This window comes from Methylobacterium sp. SD274, assembly GCF_017355285.1.
Taxonomy (GTDB): domain Bacteria; phylum Pseudomonadota; class Alphaproteobacteria; order Rhizobiales; family Beijerinckiaceae; genus Methylobacterium.
On record NZ_JADIJP010000030.1, the window covers coordinates 1 to 17159 of the forward strand.

18 protein-coding genes are annotated in these 17159 nt (G+C 64.6%); all 18 read left to right on the plus strand.

The window, feature by feature from the left end; genetic code table 11:
- Positions 1 to 650: 650 nt before the first annotated feature.
- Positions 651 to 2582, plus strand: a complete 1932-nt coding sequence (locus IPV08_RS20300; RefSeq protein ID WP_207413240.1) for a methyl-accepting chemotaxis protein — start codon at positions 651 to 653, stop codon at positions 2580 to 2582.
- Positions 2583 to 2612: 30 nt separating this feature from the next.
- The gene (locus IPV08_RS20305) at positions 2613 to 4214 is read left to right on the plus strand and encodes a chemotaxis protein CheW (RefSeq protein WP_207413243.1); all 1602 of its coding nucleotides are present in this window, start codon (positions 2613 to 2615) and stop codon (positions 4212 to 4214) included.
- Positions 4215 to 4409: 195 nt separating this feature from the next.
- Positions 4410 to 5513: a chemotaxis-specific protein-glutamate methyltransferase CheB gene (gene cheB / locus IPV08_RS20310; RefSeq protein ID WP_207413245.1), complete on the plus strand. Its 1104-nt coding sequence runs from the start codon at positions 4410 to 4412 to the stop codon at positions 5511 to 5513.
- Position 5514: 1 nt separating this feature from the next.
- Positions 5515 to 6132 carry a HEAT repeat domain-containing protein gene (locus IPV08_RS20315; RefSeq protein WP_207413247.1) on the plus strand — a complete coding sequence of 206 codons (618 nt, stop codon included), beginning with the start codon at positions 5515 to 5517 and terminating at the stop codon, positions 6130 to 6132.
- On the plus strand, positions 6132 to 7007 hold the full coding sequence (locus IPV08_RS20320) for a protein-glutamate O-methyltransferase CheR (protein ID WP_246748091.1): 876 nt from the start codon (positions 6132 to 6134) through the stop codon (positions 7005 to 7007). Before IPV08_RS20315 ends, IPV08_RS20320 begins: the two co-directional genes overlap by 1 nt.
- A gap of 1 nt (position 7008) precedes the next feature.
- On the plus strand, positions 7009 to 7392 hold the full coding sequence (locus tag IPV08_RS20325) for a response regulator (RefSeq protein ID WP_207413249.1): 384 nt from the start codon (positions 7009 to 7011) through the stop codon (positions 7390 to 7392).
- Positions 7389 to 10043, plus strand: coding sequence for a chemotaxis protein CheA (locus IPV08_RS20330; RefSeq protein WP_207413251.1), 2655 nt, complete (start codon positions 7389 to 7391; stop codon positions 10041 to 10043). The genes IPV08_RS20325 and IPV08_RS20330 overlap by 4 nt, the downstream gene beginning before the upstream one ends.
- Entirely contained in the window at positions 10043 to 10294 is a 252-nt protein-coding gene (locus IPV08_RS24760) for a hypothetical protein (protein ID WP_056424942.1), read from the plus strand. The genes IPV08_RS20330 and IPV08_RS24760 overlap by 1 nt, the downstream gene beginning before the upstream one ends.
- Positions 10291 to 11091: an AAA family ATPase gene (locus IPV08_RS20340; RefSeq protein WP_207413253.1), complete on the plus strand. Its 801-nt coding sequence runs from the start codon at positions 10291 to 10293 to the stop codon at positions 11089 to 11091. The genes IPV08_RS24760 and IPV08_RS20340 overlap by 4 nt, the downstream gene beginning before the upstream one ends.
- 127 nt (positions 11092 to 11218) lie before the next feature.
- Positions 11219 to 11593 (plus strand): response regulator, encoded by a 375-nt coding sequence (locus IPV08_RS20345; RefSeq protein ID WP_056424947.1) that lies wholly within the window; start codon positions 11219 to 11221, stop codon positions 11591 to 11593.
- A gap of 3 nt (positions 11594 to 11596) precedes the next feature.
- A complete protein-coding gene (locus tag IPV08_RS20350; protein WP_207413255.1) occupies positions 11597 to 12832 on the plus strand; it encodes a methyl-accepting chemotaxis protein in 1236 nt (411 codons plus the stop codon).
- Positions 12833 to 12979: 147 nt separating this feature from the next.
- Positions 12980 to 13369, plus strand: coding sequence for a response regulator (locus tag IPV08_RS20355; RefSeq protein WP_056424954.1), 390 nt, complete (start codon positions 12980 to 12982; stop codon positions 13367 to 13369).
- Entirely contained in the window at positions 13369 to 14226 is an 858-nt protein-coding gene (locus IPV08_RS20360) for an STAS domain-containing protein (protein WP_207413257.1), read from the plus strand. Before IPV08_RS20355 ends, IPV08_RS20360 begins: the two co-directional genes overlap by 1 nt.
- Positions 14226 to 14615: an STAS domain-containing protein gene (locus IPV08_RS20365; protein ID WP_056424960.1), complete on the plus strand. Its 390-nt coding sequence runs from the start codon at positions 14226 to 14228 to the stop codon at positions 14613 to 14615. The genes IPV08_RS20360 and IPV08_RS20365 overlap by 1 nt, the downstream gene beginning before the upstream one ends.
- On the plus strand, positions 14593 to 15036 hold the full coding sequence (locus IPV08_RS20370; protein ID WP_207413259.1) for an ATP-binding protein: 444 nt from the start codon (positions 14593 to 14595) through the stop codon (positions 15034 to 15036). The genes IPV08_RS20365 and IPV08_RS20370 overlap by 23 nt, the downstream gene beginning before the upstream one ends.
- Positions 15033 to 15476 carry an ATP-binding protein gene (locus IPV08_RS20375; RefSeq protein ID WP_056424963.1) on the plus strand — a complete coding sequence of 148 codons (444 nt, stop codon included), beginning with the start codon at positions 15033 to 15035 and terminating at the stop codon, positions 15474 to 15476. The genes IPV08_RS20370 and IPV08_RS20375 overlap by 4 nt, the downstream gene beginning before the upstream one ends.
- A complete protein-coding gene (locus IPV08_RS20380; RefSeq protein ID WP_207413261.1) occupies positions 15473 to 16054 on the plus strand; it encodes a SpoIIE family protein phosphatase in 582 nt (193 codons plus the stop codon). The genes IPV08_RS20375 and IPV08_RS20380 overlap by 4 nt, the downstream gene beginning before the upstream one ends.
- Positions 16051 to 17055 (plus strand): ATP-binding protein, encoded by a 1005-nt coding sequence (locus IPV08_RS20385; protein ID WP_207413263.1) that lies wholly within the window; start codon positions 16051 to 16053, stop codon positions 17053 to 17055. The genes IPV08_RS20380 and IPV08_RS20385 overlap by 4 nt, the downstream gene beginning before the upstream one ends.
- Positions 17056 to 17159: the final 104 nt, after the last annotated feature.

Sequence of the window (17159 nt, forward strand, 5' to 3'; positions counted from 1 at the left end):
TCGCCTGAGGGCGGAGGGGCTGCGCTTTGGTACGGTACTGGCCGATCCCGGTTCACGTCGGTCAACGTGCGGACCTGTTCGATATCGCCAACGACATGCTCCGCATGTCCGCGCCGGCGGTCTGCATCCCGCATTCGAATGATGAGCCAGAAGGTCGCATGGTCAGCCCCGTTCTGGCACGTCCAACGGATTACATGATGAAACAGGTCGACTGACTTGCAGCATGCATTAACGGCACGTTTTTGTGCGGAGGCTTGAGCAATTCGTAGAGGCGGTTCAGCCTCATCGCGAAGCAAAAATTGGCGAATTAACGCTTTGCGATCCTCAATCCGAGAAACCCGTCAAACCAAATCGGCAATCGATATCTAATGTCACCATTATGCGTCGTGCGGGATACTATTTGCAGGTATATTTCAGCAAATTGAATACGTTTGCCTACCGGAGTTCTATTAAGCGAGCTTAATGCCTGCATTAACTGTTTTTTAATTCATATAGGCCAATTAGATCGTGCTGGAACGGAACATTACTTAAGTAAATTTTGGTTCCGACCACAGCCCACCGGGAAATCTCAAATTTATCTTGGGTTTGGAGCGCCTTCAGCAGAAGCGAGCCTTCCCAACCGCTTGCTACATTGGGAAGGTCTTACTCAGATGGCTCTTGCGAAGAAGGCGACGATGCGCGCTCTGCCCGTCTCCCATGGCATGCGGGATGAGGGTCATTCGCCTCCGGCCAAATCGCATCTCGTGGCGGAAGCCGAGAAGCGCAAGGCGCGGACCTTCGCACGCCAGCAGAAGGCTGCGGAGCTGATCGCCTCGGCGACTTCGCAGCTGTCCAGCGGCGTCGCCGAGGCGTCCTCAGCCGCGGAAGAACTGCGCAAGGCCGCAGAGCAGATCGGCGTCGGAGCCGAGGAAGCAGCCAGCGCCGCGCAGGAGACCATGAAAGCGGTGAACCAAGGGGCAATCCTGATCCTCGCCGCCAAGGACAATGCCGATCTGTCCCTTCGTAAGACCGAGAACCTGTCCGCCCTGCTCGCCGAGACCGCCGGCCAGATCGGCAACACCATCGCGGCCATCGCCAAGGCATCCGAGCGCCAGGAAGCCTCCGTCAAGATTGTCGAGGAACTCGACCGGCAGGCGACCACCATCGGTGAGATCGTCAAAGCCGTTGCGCGTATCGCCGATCAGACCAACCTACTCGCCCTCAATGCGGCAATCGAAGCGGCCCGCGCCGGCCAGCACGGCAAGGGCTTCGCTGTCGTCGCCGACGAGGTACGGACCCTGGCCGAAACCAGCGAGAAGTCGGCCCGGGACATCCAGGAGCTGGTCGCCCAGATCCAGCGCGACGTGAAGATCGTGGCGGACGGCATCGGTAGCTCGGCCGCCTCCTCGCGGAGCGAGGCCGAGAAGGGCGTGACCGTGACGGGGCAGCTCGAGCGCATCCGTCAGGACATGGCCGAGATCATCACCGGGTGCCGCGATATGGCGAAGGCGGCCGATGAATCGGGCATCGCCGCCAAGGAGTCTCAGAAGGGCGCGGAGATCATCGCGGCGGCGGCCGAAGAGCAGGGTTCCGCCTGCCAGGAGGCCGCCAAGATGATCGAGCAGCAGACGACGGCCCTGTCGCAGAGCGAACAGGCGTCCCAGGAGCTCTCCGAACTCGCCGAAGAGCTCAAGAGCAGCGCCAATATCGGCAAGAGCGCCGAAGAGGTGGCCTCCGCGGCGGAAGAACTGTCCAGCGCCGTGGAAGAGATCAACCGGGCGTCGACCCAGATCATGACCGCCCTGGACCAGATCACCAAGGGCGCACAGCAGCAATCGGCGGCCACACAGCAATCCTCCGCCGCGATCACCCAGATCGAGCGGCGGACCCAGACATCGCGCGCCTTCGCGACGGCAGCGGTCGAGAAGGCGCAGTCCATCGCCGACATCCTGACCGACAACAAGTCCCTGGTGGACACGATGGTGAGCGGAATCCAGAAATCCGTCGAGGCCGGTCGCCTCAGCCGTGATCAGATCGCGGCCCTGGAACAGGTCAGCCGCCGCATCGACAAGATCGTCGATGCGATCACCACGGTCTCGATCCAGACCAACATGCTGGCCGTCAACGGCTCCGTAGAGGCCGCACGGGCCGGCGAGTTCGGCAAGGGCTTCGCAGTGGTCTCGACGGATATCCGCAACCTCGCCCGGGATTCCGCAGAGAATGCCGAGCGGATCAAGGATACCGTCAAGGCGATTCAGGACACGGTCGTGTTCGTGCGCGGCGATATCCAGGAAATCGCCGAGGCGGCCGTCGTCGAGGTGGAGAAGTCGGCGATCATCTCCAAGAACCTGGAGCTGGTTGCCAAGGAGATGGGCGACATCATCACCGGCAACCGCGAGATCCTGAACGGCTCGGACGGGATCGTCCGCATGGTGACGGAGGTTCAGACCGCCGTCGAGCAGGTGGCGGCCGCAGCCCAGCAGGCGGTGCGGACCTCGGGCGAGGCCGGCAACGCGGCCCGCGAGCAGGCCAAGGGCGCCGAACAACTCGCCGCGGCCATCGAAGAGATCGCCTCCCTCGCCGACGAGCTCCAGGCCGCCTGACCCGAGCTCTCTCGAAGGGACGATACCCCCATGGCACCAGCAGTTGCCCAGGCGTTAGAAACGCTGGAGGCCGAGTTCGCGCCTCCAGCGGCTCGCGCCGCCCCGCCGCCGGTCTCGGACGCGGCACTTACGGAAGCACGGCAATTCGTGATCTTCCACATCGAGACCGAGATGTTCGCCGTCTCCCTCTCGGATGTCCAGGAGATCATCCGGGTCCCCACCGTGGTCCGGGTCCCTCTCAGCCCGGGCTCCCTCCTCGGCCTTGCCAACCTCAGGGGCACGGTCCTGCCCGTCCTCAACCTCCGGGACGTGCTGAACTTCCCGCCGGTGCTCCACGACGACGCGACCCGCGTGGTGGTGCTCGACCAGGGCAGTCCGATCGGCTTCGTCGTCGATCGGATGGCCAATGTGGTGACCGTAGATGCAGAGCGGATCGAGCCCGCCTCCTCGCTCCGCGGCACCGTCGATACCGAGCTGCTCACCGGCATGATCAAGGACGCCAAGGGCGGATCGATGGTCATGATCCTCGACTCTGTGCAGCTGGTGCAGCGGGAGTTCAGCTCCATCGCTGCCCAGCGGTCTTCGGCGGGCGGCCTCATCGGCTCGGACGGGACGGCATCCGTCTCCGTATCGGTCGACGCGGTGGTCGATGAGGACCAGCTCGTCAGCTTCGAGGTGGCCGGGCAGGAATACGCCTTTCCCATCGAGCAGGTGCAGGAGATCGTGCAGCTCCCCGAGCACGTGACCCAGATCCCGAACACTCCCGGGCATGTGCTCGGAGTAATCACCCTGCGGAACCGGCTCCTGCCGCTCGTCTCGCTCCGCGAGATGTTCGGCCTGCCCGCGAAAGCGTTCAGCGGCACCGACAAGGTGGTGGTGGTGTCCCTCGGCGGTGAGTCCGGCTTTTCGGTCGGCGTCGTGATGGACAGCGTCAAGGAGGTCCTGCGGGTCAACCGCAGCCTCGTGGAGGCCATGCCGACCCTTCTCAGCCATGACGGCACAATGGACGAGATCCAGGCGATCTGCCGCCTTCAGGGCGGCAAGCGCCTGGTCTCGGTCCTCTCGGCGGGGCGGATGTTCGACACCGCCGATCTGCGGTTGGCCGTGAAGGCCGGGGAGACGATGATGGGCACCAACACCGGTTCGGATCGGGAAACGGTCCAGGACAGCCTCGACGAGGAACAGTTCGTGGTGTTCCGCCTGATGGACGAGGAATACGGCGTCCCGATCGAAGCCGTGCAGGAGATCGTCCGCGTCCCCGACGAGCTGACCCGAATCCCCCGCGCGCCGGCCTTCGTCGAGGGGGTCATCAACCTCCGGGGCGTCGTCCTGCCGGTGATCGACCAGCGGCGGCGTTTCAACCTTGCCCAGGCCGATCGCAGCGACCGCCAGCGGATCATGGTCTTCACGATCCGCGACGTGCGCACGGGCTTCATCGTGGATTCCGTGTCCGAAGTGATGCGTATCTCCGGCAAGGTGATCGGAGATGCCCCTCACCTCTCGGATGCGCAGAAGCGACTGATCCGCCGGGTGGCCAACCTCGAGGATCAGAAGCGGATGATCCTGCTGCTGGATATCCTGCAGCTTCTGGACACCGACGAAGCGGCTTCCATCGGACAGGTCACGCACTGATACCCGGCCGGGACCGGCCTCACGGTCCCGGCCGCTCCGGAAATCCGCCCGTCGTTCGGCCGCCCTCGTTAAGCGTCGGATGACGGTCGGTCCCGGGCATGGCTGACCTTCGCGGGACGGGACATCGATCCACGAATTCGGATCGTGCCGTTCTTGCGCTTCTGCTCCTTTTCACCTCATCCGTCAGACAGTTGCATGATCAAGGTGCTCATCGTCGACGATTCCGCGCTCATGCGCCGGCATCTGACCCAGTTGCTCGAAGGCCAGGGCGATTTCATCGTCCGTGCCGCACGCAACGGCGTCGAGGCCCTGGCGAGCCTGGAGGAATTCGACCCGCAGGTCATCACCCTCGACGTGAACATGCCGGAAATGGACGGGATCACCTGCCTCTCCCGGATCATGAGCGATTACCCGCGCCCCGTGGTGATGGTCTCCTCCATCACCGAGGAAGGCGCCGAGACGACCCTCCAGGCGTTGCGGCTCGGTGCCGTGGACTTCGTCCAGAAGCCCGGCGGTACGATCTCGTTGTCGATCGACCGCATCCACCACGAGTTGCTCACCAAGATCCGCGGTGCTGCACGGGTGCGGATCCGGCGTAGCCTCGGCCTGCGCCAGCGCATCGGGGCAAGGCGCCCGGCACCCGCTTCGGCTCCCGTCGACAGCGTCTCGAACCGCGTACGGGCCGGCGCGCGGGGCCGCATGGGCCTCGTCCTGGTGGGCGTCTCCACCGGGGGCCCGAGCGTGCTGGAGGAAATCCTGCCGCTTCTGCCTGCCGATCTCCCCTGGCCGGTCCTGGTGGCCCAGCACATGCCCGGCAGCTTCACCGGCGTCTTCGCCCGGCGCCTGAACGAGCTCTGCGCCATGTCCGTGGTCGAGGCGGCGCGCCAGACGCCGCTGGCGGCAGGGACAATCTATATCGCCAAGGGCGACGCCGACCTCGTCGTGACGAAGCGCGGCACCGGTCATTCGGCGACCCCGCTGCCCCAGTCTCAGGATCATCTCTGGCATCCGAGCGTCACCCGCCTGGTCGTCAGCGCCCTCGATCATTTTCCGGCCGAGCAGCTCATCGGCGTGCAGCTCACCGGCATGGGCAATGACGGCGCCGAGGCCATGGCCCGGATCAACCAGCGCGGCGGCCTGACCATCGCGCAGGATGCCGACACCAGCGTCGTATTCGGCATGCCGAACGAGCTCATCAAGCTCGGAGGCGCCAGCATGGTGCTGCCGAGCCACGCGATCGCCGCACAACTCACCGCCTGGCTTCGGCCACAGGCGGGCCTTCGAGCCCAGGGAGCTTAGGATGGCACTGAGGAAACCTGCCACACTCGGCGACACGCAGGTAATGGCGTCCACCATCGATCTGGCGACGCTGAGCCTCGAACTCGCCTCCCTGGAGGCTTCGGCGCGTCGCGGTGCCGCGCGGACCCTCGGCGCAGTCCCGGAAGCAGTGCCGCTGCTATGCGATCGGCTGGCAGTGGAGAGCGCCCTCAGTGTCCGGAGCGCCATCGTCACGTCTCTCATTCGGCTGAAATCCGAGCGCGTGGTGGAAGGCCTGCTGCCGTTCCTGCGCAGCGAGGATACCGGCCTGCGCAATGCCGTCATCGAGGCGCTTCAGGAGATGCCCTCCGAGGTCGAGCCGTTCGTCGCCGAGTTGCTCGCCGATGCCGATAGCGACGTGCGCATCTTCGCCGTGAACATCGTGAGCCTGCTGCCGCATCCCAGCACGCCGCTTTGGCTGACGCAGGTCGTGGCCGAGGACGAGCACGTGAATGTCTGCGCGGCCGCCGTCGAGGGACTGGCCGAGATCGGCACCGAACACGCCATTCCCGCGCTGGAAGCCCTCCCCGGCCGTTTCCCCGACGTCCCCTTCATTGCCTTCGCGGTTTCGGCCGTGATCCGCCGGATCAGAGGATTGTAATGCCGCTCTCCAGCGCCATGACGATGAGACAGGGGCACCCTCCGATCAGCGAAGAAGAATACAACATCTTCTTCGAGTTCTTCTATCGTAGGACAGGCATTTTATTCAACGACAAGAAAGGGTACTTCGTCGAGAAGCGCCTGTATGACCGTATGGAAAAGACGGGAAGCACAAGCTTCCGGCGTTATTTCGATCTGGTTCGCTTCCAGGCCTCTGGCGAGGAGCTTCAATGCCTCGTCAACATCATGACGGTGAACGAGACCTATTTCTTCCGCGAAGACTATCAGTTCAATGCCCTGGTCCAGGGCATGCTGCCGGAGATCGCACGCTCGCGTAAGATCGGCGATACCCTGCGGATCTGGTCGATGCCGTGCTCGACCGGCGAAGAACCCTATTCCGTCGCGATCCAGATCATCGAGAACTGGTCGCGGGCTGATGATTTCGCCATCGAGATCAGGGGTTCGGACATCGATACCCGCGTGCTGAACGAGGCACGCCAGGGCATTTACGGCGAGCGCTCGCTGCACCGGCTCACTCCGGCTCTGCGTGCGAAGTATTTCCAAAGTGTCGGACCGGATCGCTTCCAACTCCGCGAGGAGTTACGCGAATCCGTCGACTTCTCCATCGCCAATATCGTCGACCCCCTACATACGACCCGCTACCGCGCCGTCGACGTCATCTTCTGCCGTAACCTTCTGATTTACTTCGACGACGTGTCGCGCCGGCTGGCCGTCGAAGCACTCTACGACTGCCTGTCGCCGGGCGGCTTCATCTGCCTCGGGCATTCCGAGAGCATGAGCCGGATCTCGTCGATGTTTCAGCCGCGCAAATTCGGCGACACGATCGTCTATCAGAAGCCTCTCGGGAACGATTGAGATGAGCGCCGAACAGAAACAGATCCTCGTGGTCGAGGACGGCGCGACGATGCGCATGTTCTACCGCGACGTGCTCAGCCGGGCGGGCTTCGTCGTCGAGGAGGCGGCGAATGGATTCGAGGGATTGGAGCGGGCGCTTCTCGGCCGTTTCGACATGCTGATCGTCGACATCAACATGCCGAAGATGGACGGCTACGAGTTGCTGTCTCGCCTTCGGAACGAGCCGGCGCTACGGGCGATTCCCGTGGTGGCGATCAGTACCGAAGCCGGTGACCAGGATGCCACCAGAGCCTATGATGCAGGCGCCAACCTCTACCTCGTGAAGCCCGCCGATCCCGTCGCTCTGGTCCAGACCGCCCGCCTTCTCACCGGTGCAGCGGCATGAGCAACCCGAGCCGTAACAACCCCTTGCTGCAGCGCTTCATTCCGGAAGCGCGGGAACTGTTGCAGGCCTCCGCCGGCGGCCTGCTGCGGCTCGAGAAGAACCCGCAGGACGGACCTGCGATCAATGAAGTGTTTCGGGCCGTCCATACCCTGAAAGGGTCGTCGGGGCTGTTCGACGCGACCGCGCTGACCCGTCTCGTCCACGCCGCCGAGGATCTGCTCGGTGCGGTTCGGGCGCAGGAAATCGTTCTCGATTCGAGCCTTGTCGACATGCTGCTCGACAGCCTGGACCAGGTCAGCCTTTGGGTCGACCGTCTCGAAGGCGACGCCGAGCTTCCCGCCGATGCCGATGGCGTAGCCAGCCGGATGGCATCGGGCCTGCGTGCTCGGGTCGCCTCCAAGGATTCGCCGGAAACCGCCACGACGGCTGACGCAACGCTGCCGGCCGAAGCGCCGCCGATCTGGCTGCATCGCCTGCCCGTGGAATCCCTTCGGGAGGGATTCCGTCGTGCCTGTCGAGGCGCGACCGTTCTGGCCTTGTGCTACGAGCCCGACCCTGGCTGCTTCTATGCGGGCACCGACCCGCTTCAGGCCGCCCTCCAGGTTCCCGAGGCCATGGCCTTCACCATCGAGGCGGTGGCGCCCTGGGGACCGGTAGCTGATCTCGACCCCTACCATTGCAACCTACGCTTCCACATCCTCACGGACGCGCCCCGGACCGAGGTGGAGCAGGCGATACGCTACGAGCTGGATCAGGTTTCGTTCAGTCCGGTCTCTGCCCGTGACCTCGTCCAGATTGCCGGCGAGCCGAGCGACGGACCGGTCTGGGACGATTTTTACGAGGCCGCCTCGGCCCAGCACGCCGCGGGCGATCTCGCGGCCATCCGTGCCAGCGCGGCGACGCTTCGGAGCTTCACCGGGCCGGGTCTATGGCGCAACGACGCCCTTTCCTGGCTCGAAGACGCAGCCTCCGCCACCGCTCCGGACCACGACCTCGTCCGCGCCCTGATCGACGCGGCCGGAACCGGGCGTTTCGGCGGCGTAGGGAATTCCACCGTATCCGCTACTGCGTCGGGGGCTCCGACTACGCTATTGGACGGCCCCAACGGCGCGGTGGCACGCAGCATTCTTGCGGGCCAGCGGCAAGCCCTCGGCAAGGACGGGTATGACGAGATTCGGCTGGCCTCCGTCGCGGCGGTGGTCGGCAACCTGCTCGTCGGCCTCGGCCTGGACGCGCAACGTCATGCGTTCCAGCAGGCGATCGTCGATACTCATGAGAGCCGCTCGACGCTTCCGCTCCTGATCTTCCTGGACGTGCTCGAAAGCGGTGGGACGCCGGATACCCTCCCCCCCTCGGATCCACTCCCCTCGATTACCTCGGCAACCGACCTGCCGAAGGCTGCCGATCTCCCAAAGAGTACCGCACCGGTGCCGGACGGAGCCGCACGGAATGCAGCTTCGGAGGTGCGCGCGCCGCAGAAGACCCTCAAGGTCGAGCAAGCTAAAGTCGATCTGCTGATGAATCTGATCGGCGAGCTCGTAGTCTCGAAGAACAGCCTGCCCTTCCTGGCCAAACGGGCGGAGGAAACCTACGGCTCCCGTGACATGTCGCGGGAGATCAAGGAGCAATACGCTGTCATCGACCGCCTCGCGCAGGAGATGCAGGGCGCGATCATGCAGGTCCAGATGCTTCCGGTCTCGGACATCTTCGATCGATTCCCACGTCTTGTACGCGATCTCGCCCGCAAGCTCGGCAAGCAGATCGACCTGTCCGTGGAAGGGGAAGACACGGCGGCCGACAAGACGATCATCGAAGCGCTCGGCGACCCGCTGCTGCATATCGTCCGCAACTCCCTCGATCACGGCATCGAGCAGCCCGACATACGCGAGGCCGCCGGCAAGGCACGCACGGCGAGCCTGCGTCTGCGGGCCCGCCAGGAAGCCGACGGCGTGGTCATCGAGGTGCAGGATGACGGGCGCGGTATCGATCCGGCCCGGATCCGCGCCGCGGCGATTGAGAAGGGTGTCATCGATGCCGAGGAGGCCGGCCGCCTGTCCGATCAGGAGGCGATCAACCTGATCTACAGGCCGGGCTTCTCCACGGCGCAGGAGATCTCCGACCTGTCCGGTCGCGGCGTCGGCATGGACGTGGTGCTGACCACGGTCGAGAAGCTCGGCGGCCGTGTCTCCGTGACATCGCGCCTGGGCGAAGGCACCACCACCCGACTCACACTGCCGCTCAGCATGGCGGTGACGCGGGTGATGGTCGTGGAGGCCGCGGATGGCGTCTACGGCGTGCCCATGGACATGATCGCCGAGACGGTCCGGGTGCCGGAAAGCCGGATCCAGCGGATCAAGCGCGCCGAAGCCTTCGTCCTGCGCGACATCGTCATCCCTCTGATGCGGATGTCGACCCTGCTGGGCGTGCCGGCGCGCCAGCGGAGCAGCGACGAGGAAGCCGAGGAGGCGGTCCTCGTCTGCCAGATCGACGGCCGTCATGTGGGCCTCGTCATCGACGATTTCCGCGAGGGAATGGACGTGATCCTCAAGCCCCTCCAGGGCGCCCTGGCGGGCATGCGGGGCTATTCGGGGACCGCGCTCCTGGGAGACGGCCGCGTCCTGCTCATCCTGGACCTCAAGGAATTGCTCTGATGCCGCTGAGAATTGCTCGCACGACCGTACATTTCGAAGGTCATTGCTCGGTGGAGGAAGCCCTCGACCTCCAGGCCTTCTTCGGCCGGGTCAAGGTGCCCAAGGTCGTGCTGACGCAATGCGCCGGCCTGCACACGGCCCTGCTCCAAGTGCTGGCGGCCGCACGGCCGGCCAGCATCGCGCCGCCGTCGGATCCCACGCTCGCCCAGGCAATCATGCCGTTCCTCAGCGGGATCGGAGCCGACAGGTGACCGCCATTCTCGCCATCTCCAACCGGAAGGGAGGCAGCGGCAAGACCACGACGGCTGTCAACCTCGCGGCGGAGTGGGGGGCACGCGGCCATCGCATCTTGCTCGTCGATCTCGACACACAGGGGCATGCCGGGCTCGGATTCGGCGTGGTGGCGGGTCGGGACGAGCCGACGGCGCATCACATCTTCTCCAAGACGGGCTTCTCGCTCGAGGAGGCCATCCGGCCGAGCGTATCGGCCAATGTCGCGGTGGCGCCCGCTGACCCGCTCTTCGACGGGACGGGCGTAGCCGACCGGAGTGTCTCGGCTCTGCGACGTAACTTACGGTCCCCCGCCATCGCCGAGCGGTTCGATCTCGTCATCCTCGATACGCCGCCCTCTCTCGACATGGTCCTGGTCAATGCCCTGGCGGCCGCCGATAGCGTCCTGATCCCAATGATCCCCCACGCCTTGTCAGCCGAAGGCGTGCGGCAACTGACGCGACTGTTCTTCCGGATCGCCACGACGGTGAATGCGGGGCTGACGCTGGCGGGCCTGCTTCCCGTGATGCTGAATCCGCGCACGAGCCATCACCGGGATACTCTGCAGGATGTCGGCACAGAGTTCGGCTGCGACCGCCTGCTCAGCGGGATCCGATCCGACATTCAGCTCGCGGAGGCCTTCGCTGCCCGGCGGCCAATCCACGATTACGCCCCGCGCAGTCGTGGTGCGGCCGATTATCGCGTGCTGGCGGATGAACTGGGGGGACTCTGGCCTGAACTCAACCCCGATCAGGCCTTTGATACCCGTTTATCCTGAGATGCGCTGGGGAAAAGAAGATGGATCTGGAACAATGAAACCACTAATCAATGATTTGCCACCTATTGAGTGGTTTCCAGAAAATTATGTCTGAACTCGACTTCTATAATTTGTCTAAGGAGCATTCATGGCAGCGACCATCATGATCGTCGATGATTCCCCTACGATGCTCATGAGCATCGAGGGAATCCTGACCAAAGCTGGACTCGGCGTTGTCAAAGCAGCGAACGGTGAGCAGGCCCTCGAGACTTTAAAGACCGGAACCAAGCCTTCTCTCGTCATCACCGATCTCAATATGGGCGCGATGGACGGGATCGAGCTGATCCGCCGTGTGCGTAAGCTTCCTGGCCTTCAATTCACGCCGATCCTGATGCTGACGACGGAGTCGCAGCAGGACAAACGGAACGAGGCTAAATCGGCCGGAGCCACCGGTTGGATTGTGAAACCAGTCGATGCGACCGCTCTCATCAAGGTCATTCGCCAGCTCGTGCCGGGCGCCTGAATCATGAGGCGGGAAGCCATCCTTCCACCGCCGGAGCGAATCGCACCGCTCGCGGCCGGATTTTCGGCCCTCGTCGTCGGCGCGGCCGGATTGCCCACGCTCGGTCTCACCCCGGCCCTCCTCGCCATCGCGGCGGCAGGGTTCGCGACGACGTGGCTGGCTTCCACTGCGACACGTCTGTCCCGCCGTCGAACCGACGATCCTGCTTCCGCCCTTGCCGCCGACGACGATGTCCATGAGCAGGCTGAGGCGAAGGCGGGTGAGGAGGCGCCGGACGGGCCGTCCGGCACCGAGCCTCCGCCATTCAACCATGCCTTGACGCAGCATTTCGGCGTCTACGATCAGCTCTTCGCGCGGGCCTCGCGTGACACCGCTTCGGTGACATCCGAGACCGAAGCGGCGGCCTACAACATCATGATGAGCCTGCGAGCGGTCGACATCGCCATGTCGGACCTTCTGAGCTTCCTCGATTCGTCCGGGTCCAACACCCGCGTGATCGAGATCGTGGAGGAGACCGACCGGCAACTCGTGACGAACCGGAACCTGATCGCGGCCTTTCTCGAAAGCCGTGATCGGGACATCGAAGAGTGCCGCGTAAGGCTCGAGGACGTGGAAACCGCGACGGATCAACTGAGCGGCCTGGTCGGCGGTATCCGCGACATAGCAAGGCGGACGAATCTCCTCGCTCTCAACGCCGCTATCGAGGCGGCGCGCGCTGGGGAGTTCGGGGCCGGCTTCGGCGTTGTCGCATCCGAGGTCAAGCAGCTGTCGCAAGCCTCCGATCAGGCGGCGACCCGCATCAACGAGGGTTTGATGACGCTGCGTGGCTCGATTCGGGAAAACCTGACGACCCTCGTCAGTCACCGCATCGCGGGTGAGCGTGTGGAACTCGGGAAGATCTCGACGGCAATATCGGACCTGACCGAGAACATGGAGCGACTGATCTCGCATCAGCGCGACACGCTGGTGAAGGTTCAGGACGAAAGCGCACGCATCGCTCAGCCGGTGGTCGAGCTCATGGCTTCGATTCAGTTCCAGGATGTCACGCGCCAGCGTCTCGAACATCTCGAGACGATCTTCGCGGCGGCACGCCACAATCTCGATGCGTTGGGCAACGCCGCCCAGTCCACGGGCGAGTTGCCCGATCTCGATCAGTTCGCCGCCGTGGCGAACGCCGATGGCCCATCTCCACCGCGCAAACTCGTTGTCGGAGGCGGCGACGAGATCGAGCTTTTCTAGGCTCCCTGCATATGAAACGCATGGGGCCTGAGCCACAAACCATGGGTCACCATGCTGCGCCTAGAGCGGGACAATGGTAACCTACATTAACGTCCGGTCTCTCGGCTCCGCTGGTACCGTCTACAAGCAGAAAGTGATCACGCGCGCATGGCAACCGTCCTGGTGGTGGACGACATCCCTGTCGTCAGGCGGACCATCCGCAAATTCCTCGAACGCGGCGGTCATTTGGTGACCGAATGCGGTTCCGTGGGCGAAGCGGAACAGGCGCTGGGATCGGGTTCATTCGACCTGATCGTGACCGATCTCTGGATGCCGGGACAGGATGGACTGACGCTGATCCAGCACGTGAAATCGCGCACCCGGCCGCTTCCCCTGGTGGCGATCACGGGCGGGGCGCCACGGATGCCCCAGCTCTTCTCTACCGAAGAGGCGATCCGGGCCGGAGCCGACCGCGTGCTGATGAAGCCCGTGGGCATGCAAGAGCTCTTGAACTGCGTGACGGAACTGCTCGCCGCCCGTCTGAAGGGAGTGAACTGATGCACAGTCTCGGACGGATCCTGTCGGAGCACCGCGATGCGGTGATCGATTCATGGATCGAGCGTTTACGCGACGATCGCGGTGCCGGCGTGACACCGAGTGCTTCACCCCGCGTTCTGCGGATCGAACTCGCCGCCTTTCTCGACGCGCTGACGGCGTTCTTCCTCAGCGGCATTGAAGGAACCGAGGACAGCTTCCGCGAGGTCGCCTCACAGGCCACCATCATCAGCTCGGCGCGGGCTCGGGACGGCTACACCCCCGCCCAGACCGCGACCCTCGTCATGTCGCTCAAACCCGTCGTCAGCGCGGTCATCCAGCGCGAAGCCGGCGGTCTTTCGTCCGAACTCCTCGAGACTCTCGCGCACTTGGATGCCACGGTGGACAGAGTTGCCCTCGTGACCTTCTCGGCCTTCGTCGAGACCCGCGAGCGGCTGATCGAGCGCCAGAGCCGTGCGCTTCTCGACCTTGCGACACCGGCCCTGCCGATCTGGCGCCACATCGTGCTGATGCCGCTCGTGGGCATCGTCGATACGCAGCGGGCGCGACAGATCATGGAATGGCTGCTCGAAGCGTTGACGCGGGAGGAAGCCCACATCGCCATCCTCGACGTGACGGGAGTGCCGGTGATCGACAGCCGCGTCGCCCTCCATCTCACAAAGACCGTGGAGGCGGCACGCCTTCTGGGCGCCAAGGTCATCGTCACCGGCATCAGCCCGGATGCGGCGCAGACACTGGTGAAGCTCGATGTGAACCTCACGAGCATGATCACCCGCGGCACCTTGCGGGCCGGCCTCGGCGAAGCTTTCCGCCTGCTCTCCGCCGATGGCCAGGCACCGCCCAGCAAGGCGGGGTTCTGATGCGCGTCCCGATCCTGAAGCTCGGGCGCGTCCTGCTGACCTCCCTGCCCGCCGACCTGACGGACCAGCAGGTCATGGATCTGCAGATCGATGCGCTGGCCCTGCTCCGCGACGACCGCGCGGATGGGCTCGTCATCGACATCACCGCCGTCGACGTAGTGGATTCGTACATGGCGCGGGTGCTGTCGGAGACCGCCAAGATGGTCGGCATCATGGGCGGTGTCGCGGTACTCGCCGGCATGCGCCCCGCCGTGGCGCTGACTCTGGTGGAGATGGGCCAGAACCTGATTCAGATGGAAACGGCGTTCGACCTCGAAGGCGGCGTCGCGAAGGTTCAGAGGGCGATGGCCACCCGCGGAGGTCACCGTGACGAACCACCCGAGGTCTGAATTTTCCGACGATACGTCGGCGACCCTGGTATCGGTCGTGGAGATTCACGGACAGGAAGACATCCTGATCGCGCGTCAGGCCGGGCGGGACGCAGCCCGGAACATAGGGCTCGGCACCGTCGATCAGACCCGCCTCGCCACGGTGATCTCCGAACTTGCCCGCAACGCCCTTCGCTACGCCGGCGGCGGCCAATGCCGCATCACCACCCAGGTGGCGGCCCTGACCCGCACCATCGTGCTAGAAATCGAGGATCGGGGACCCGGCATCGACAACGTGACCGCCGCCCTCACCCCGGGCTTCTCGACCGGCGGAGGACTCGGTCTCGGCATGTCCGCCGTCCTCAGGCTGATGGACGACATGGTCGTGGAGACGCGGCCGGGACGAACCATGATCCGGGCGCAGATGGTGCGGCATACATGACGACGCCCATCGGATCCGAACGTCCGGACGAGGCCCCCCTCGAAACGCTGATGTTCCGAATCATCGCGGAGATCGACGTGGCCGAGGCCCGGCGGGCCGCGCGGCATATAGCCGGCCGACATGGCTTCAAGACGGTGCAGGCCTATGGCTTCGCCACGGCGGTGTCCGAGATCGCGACCAATCTCGTCCTCCATGCCGACCGTGGCGGCGTCATCCATCTGACAGCCGCGCTGGTGAACGGCATTCCAACCATCGGCTTCACCGCAGAGGACGACGGCCCCGGCATACCCGATCTCGCTCTGGCCATGCAGGATGGCTACTCGACCCTCGGGGGCCTGGGATGCGGGTTGCCCGGGACAAGGCGCCTCGTCGACACCTTCGCGGTGACGACGCGTCCCGGCGAGGGAACCCGCATCGCCTGCAGCCTGACCCGCATATGAAGATCGCCTCGTCCCTGCGCTCATTCCCGGGTGAGACCGCTTGCGGTGACGTCGTCGCTTGGTGGCGGGAGAATGACGCGACGCTCATCGCCGTGGCGGACGGCCTCGGGCATGGCACCTCCGCGCGGCTCGCCGCCGAATCCTTCATGGCCGCCGTGGAGGATTCTTCCGGCCTCGGCCTGGCCGAACGGATGCAACGGGCCGATCGGGCGATCGTGCGCACACGGGGCGTAGCTGCCACCCTCGTGCAGATCGACCTCACCGCAATGACATTGACCGTTGCGGGGGTCGGCAACATTCAGGGCGGGATATTCGGCGCTCGAACGCGGCGCTTCGACGGGGCCGCAGGCATCGTCGGGGCGGGAATCCGAGCGATCCGCCCCCTCACATTCGCGTTCGATCCGGCGGACGTGCTGGTACTATGGAGCGACGGCCTGCGGCACGTGGATATCGACGAGACCTGCTGGCGGTTTCGCGACGAACCACAAAGGCTCGCGGATTGCCTGCTCGCACGCTTCGGATGCGAGAGCGACGATTGCTCCGTCCTCTGCGTCGCCTTCGACGGAGCCGTGGTGTGAAGGCCTTCCTCGACCGCTATGCCGCCGGGATGGCCTCCTACGTGATGACCGAGGGGGAGGCCGCTCTCGTCGATATCGAGGAGCTTGGCCGCGAGGCCATCGCGACAGGTGTCTCGCTCGAAGACATTGTCGGCCTTCACGAGGGGGCCACTCTATCCCTGTCGGAGATGGGAATCGCCATCAGCGAGCCGGCCATGATCCGCCGGATGTCGGCCTGTCTGAGCGCCCTGGCCATCGCAGCGGCCATTGCCTTCGGGAGCAAGCTCGAACTGCTTGAACGGCAGCGGCAGGAGGAGAGCAAGCGAACGGAACGGGAGCGTCAGCGCCTCGAGACCCTCGGCCAGATGGTTGGCTCGGTGGCGCACGAACTGAATAACCTGCTTCAGCCGGTCCATGGCATGACGGAGATCATGCTCGCGGATTTCGAGGCGAATGCGCCCGAGCGGGCAGACCTCGAAACCATCCTCGCCTGCACCGATCAGGCGGTCGGGGTCATCCGCAACATCCTGGCCTATGTCAGACAGGAGCGCAGGGTACCCGAAGCCATACCCTTGGGCCATGCGGTGGAGAATGCCTGCGCGTTCCTCCAGCCAATGCTGCGTCCGCCTCTCGATGTCGCGATTCGGGATACCGAGAGCCCGGTTCTCGCCACGGAGAGCGAGGTCACCCAGATCCTGCTCAATCTCGTCCAGAACGCCATGCAGGCCGAGGCATCGCGCATCACGGTGCGGGTCGACCGTTGCAACCGGCGCTTCACCGCGGGTCCTGCCGAGGTGCCATGCCTTCAGCTCGTGGTGATCGACGACGGGTGTGGCATGTCCGAAGAGGTCGCGGCCTGTGCGACCGATCCTTTCTTCACCACAAAGACCGAGGGTCAGGGCACCGGCTTAGGGCTCGCCATCGTCAAGGGGATCGTCATGGGATGGTCGGGCGAGTTCGAGATCGCGTCGCGGTTCGAGCGCGGCACGGTGGTGACGATGTCGTTTCCAGTTGTGTTCTGACAGCCCATCACCGCACCTTGCCGGCAGCAGCCTACGTGATCCCCTCACGGCTTCATCCGCATCGATATGACGCGGCGTCCGCCCGGCAGCTTGCTCAGCGCAGG

Coding starts and splice junctions, on each gene's coding strand:
- cheB (WP_207413245.1), top strand. CDS start 4,410: ATGATCAAGGTGCTCATCGTCGACGATTCCGCGCTCATGCGCCGGCAT.
- IPV08_RS20315 (WP_207413247.1), top strand. CDS start 5,515: ATGGCACTGAGGAAACCTGCCACACTCGGCGACACGCAGGTAATGGCG.
- IPV08_RS24760 (WP_056424942.1), top strand. CDS start 10,043: ATGCCGCTGAGAATTGCTCGCACGACCGTACATTTCGAAGGTCATTGC.
- IPV08_RS20350 (WP_207413255.1), top strand. CDS start 11,597: ATGAGGCGGGAAGCCATCCTTCCACCGCCGGAGCGAATCGCACCGCTC.
- IPV08_RS20380 (WP_207413261.1), top strand. CDS start 15,473: ATGAAGATCGCCTCGTCCCTGCGCTCATTCCCGGGTGAGACCGCTTGC.
- IPV08_RS20360 (WP_207413257.1), top strand. CDS start 13,369: ATGCACAGTCTCGGACGGATCCTGTCGGAGCACCGCGATGCGGTGATC.
- IPV08_RS20320 (WP_246748091.1), top strand. CDS start 6,132: ATGCCGCTCTCCAGCGCCATGACGATGAGACAGGGGCACCCTCCGATC.
- IPV08_RS20300 (WP_207413240.1), top strand. CDS start 651: ATGGCTCTTGCGAAGAAGGCGACGATGCGCGCTCTGCCCGTCTCCCAT.
- IPV08_RS20345 (WP_056424947.1), top strand. CDS start 11,219: ATGGCAGCGACCATCATGATCGTCGATGATTCCCCTACGATGCTCATG.
- IPV08_RS20330 (WP_207413251.1), top strand. CDS start 7,389: ATGAGCAACCCGAGCCGTAACAACCCCTTGCTGCAGCGCTTCATTCCG.
- IPV08_RS20365 (WP_056424960.1), top strand. CDS start 14,226: ATGCGCGTCCCGATCCTGAAGCTCGGGCGCGTCCTGCTGACCTCCCTG.
- IPV08_RS20305 (WP_207413243.1), top strand. CDS start 2,613: ATGGCACCAGCAGTTGCCCAGGCGTTAGAAACGCTGGAGGCCGAGTTC.
- IPV08_RS20325 (WP_207413249.1), top strand. CDS start 7,009: ATGAGCGCCGAACAGAAACAGATCCTCGTGGTCGAGGACGGCGCGACG.
- IPV08_RS20375 (WP_056424963.1), top strand. CDS start 15,033: ATGACGACGCCCATCGGATCCGAACGTCCGGACGAGGCCCCCCTCGAA.
- IPV08_RS20355 (WP_056424954.1), top strand. CDS start 12,980: ATGGCAACCGTCCTGGTGGTGGACGACATCCCTGTCGTCAGGCGGACC.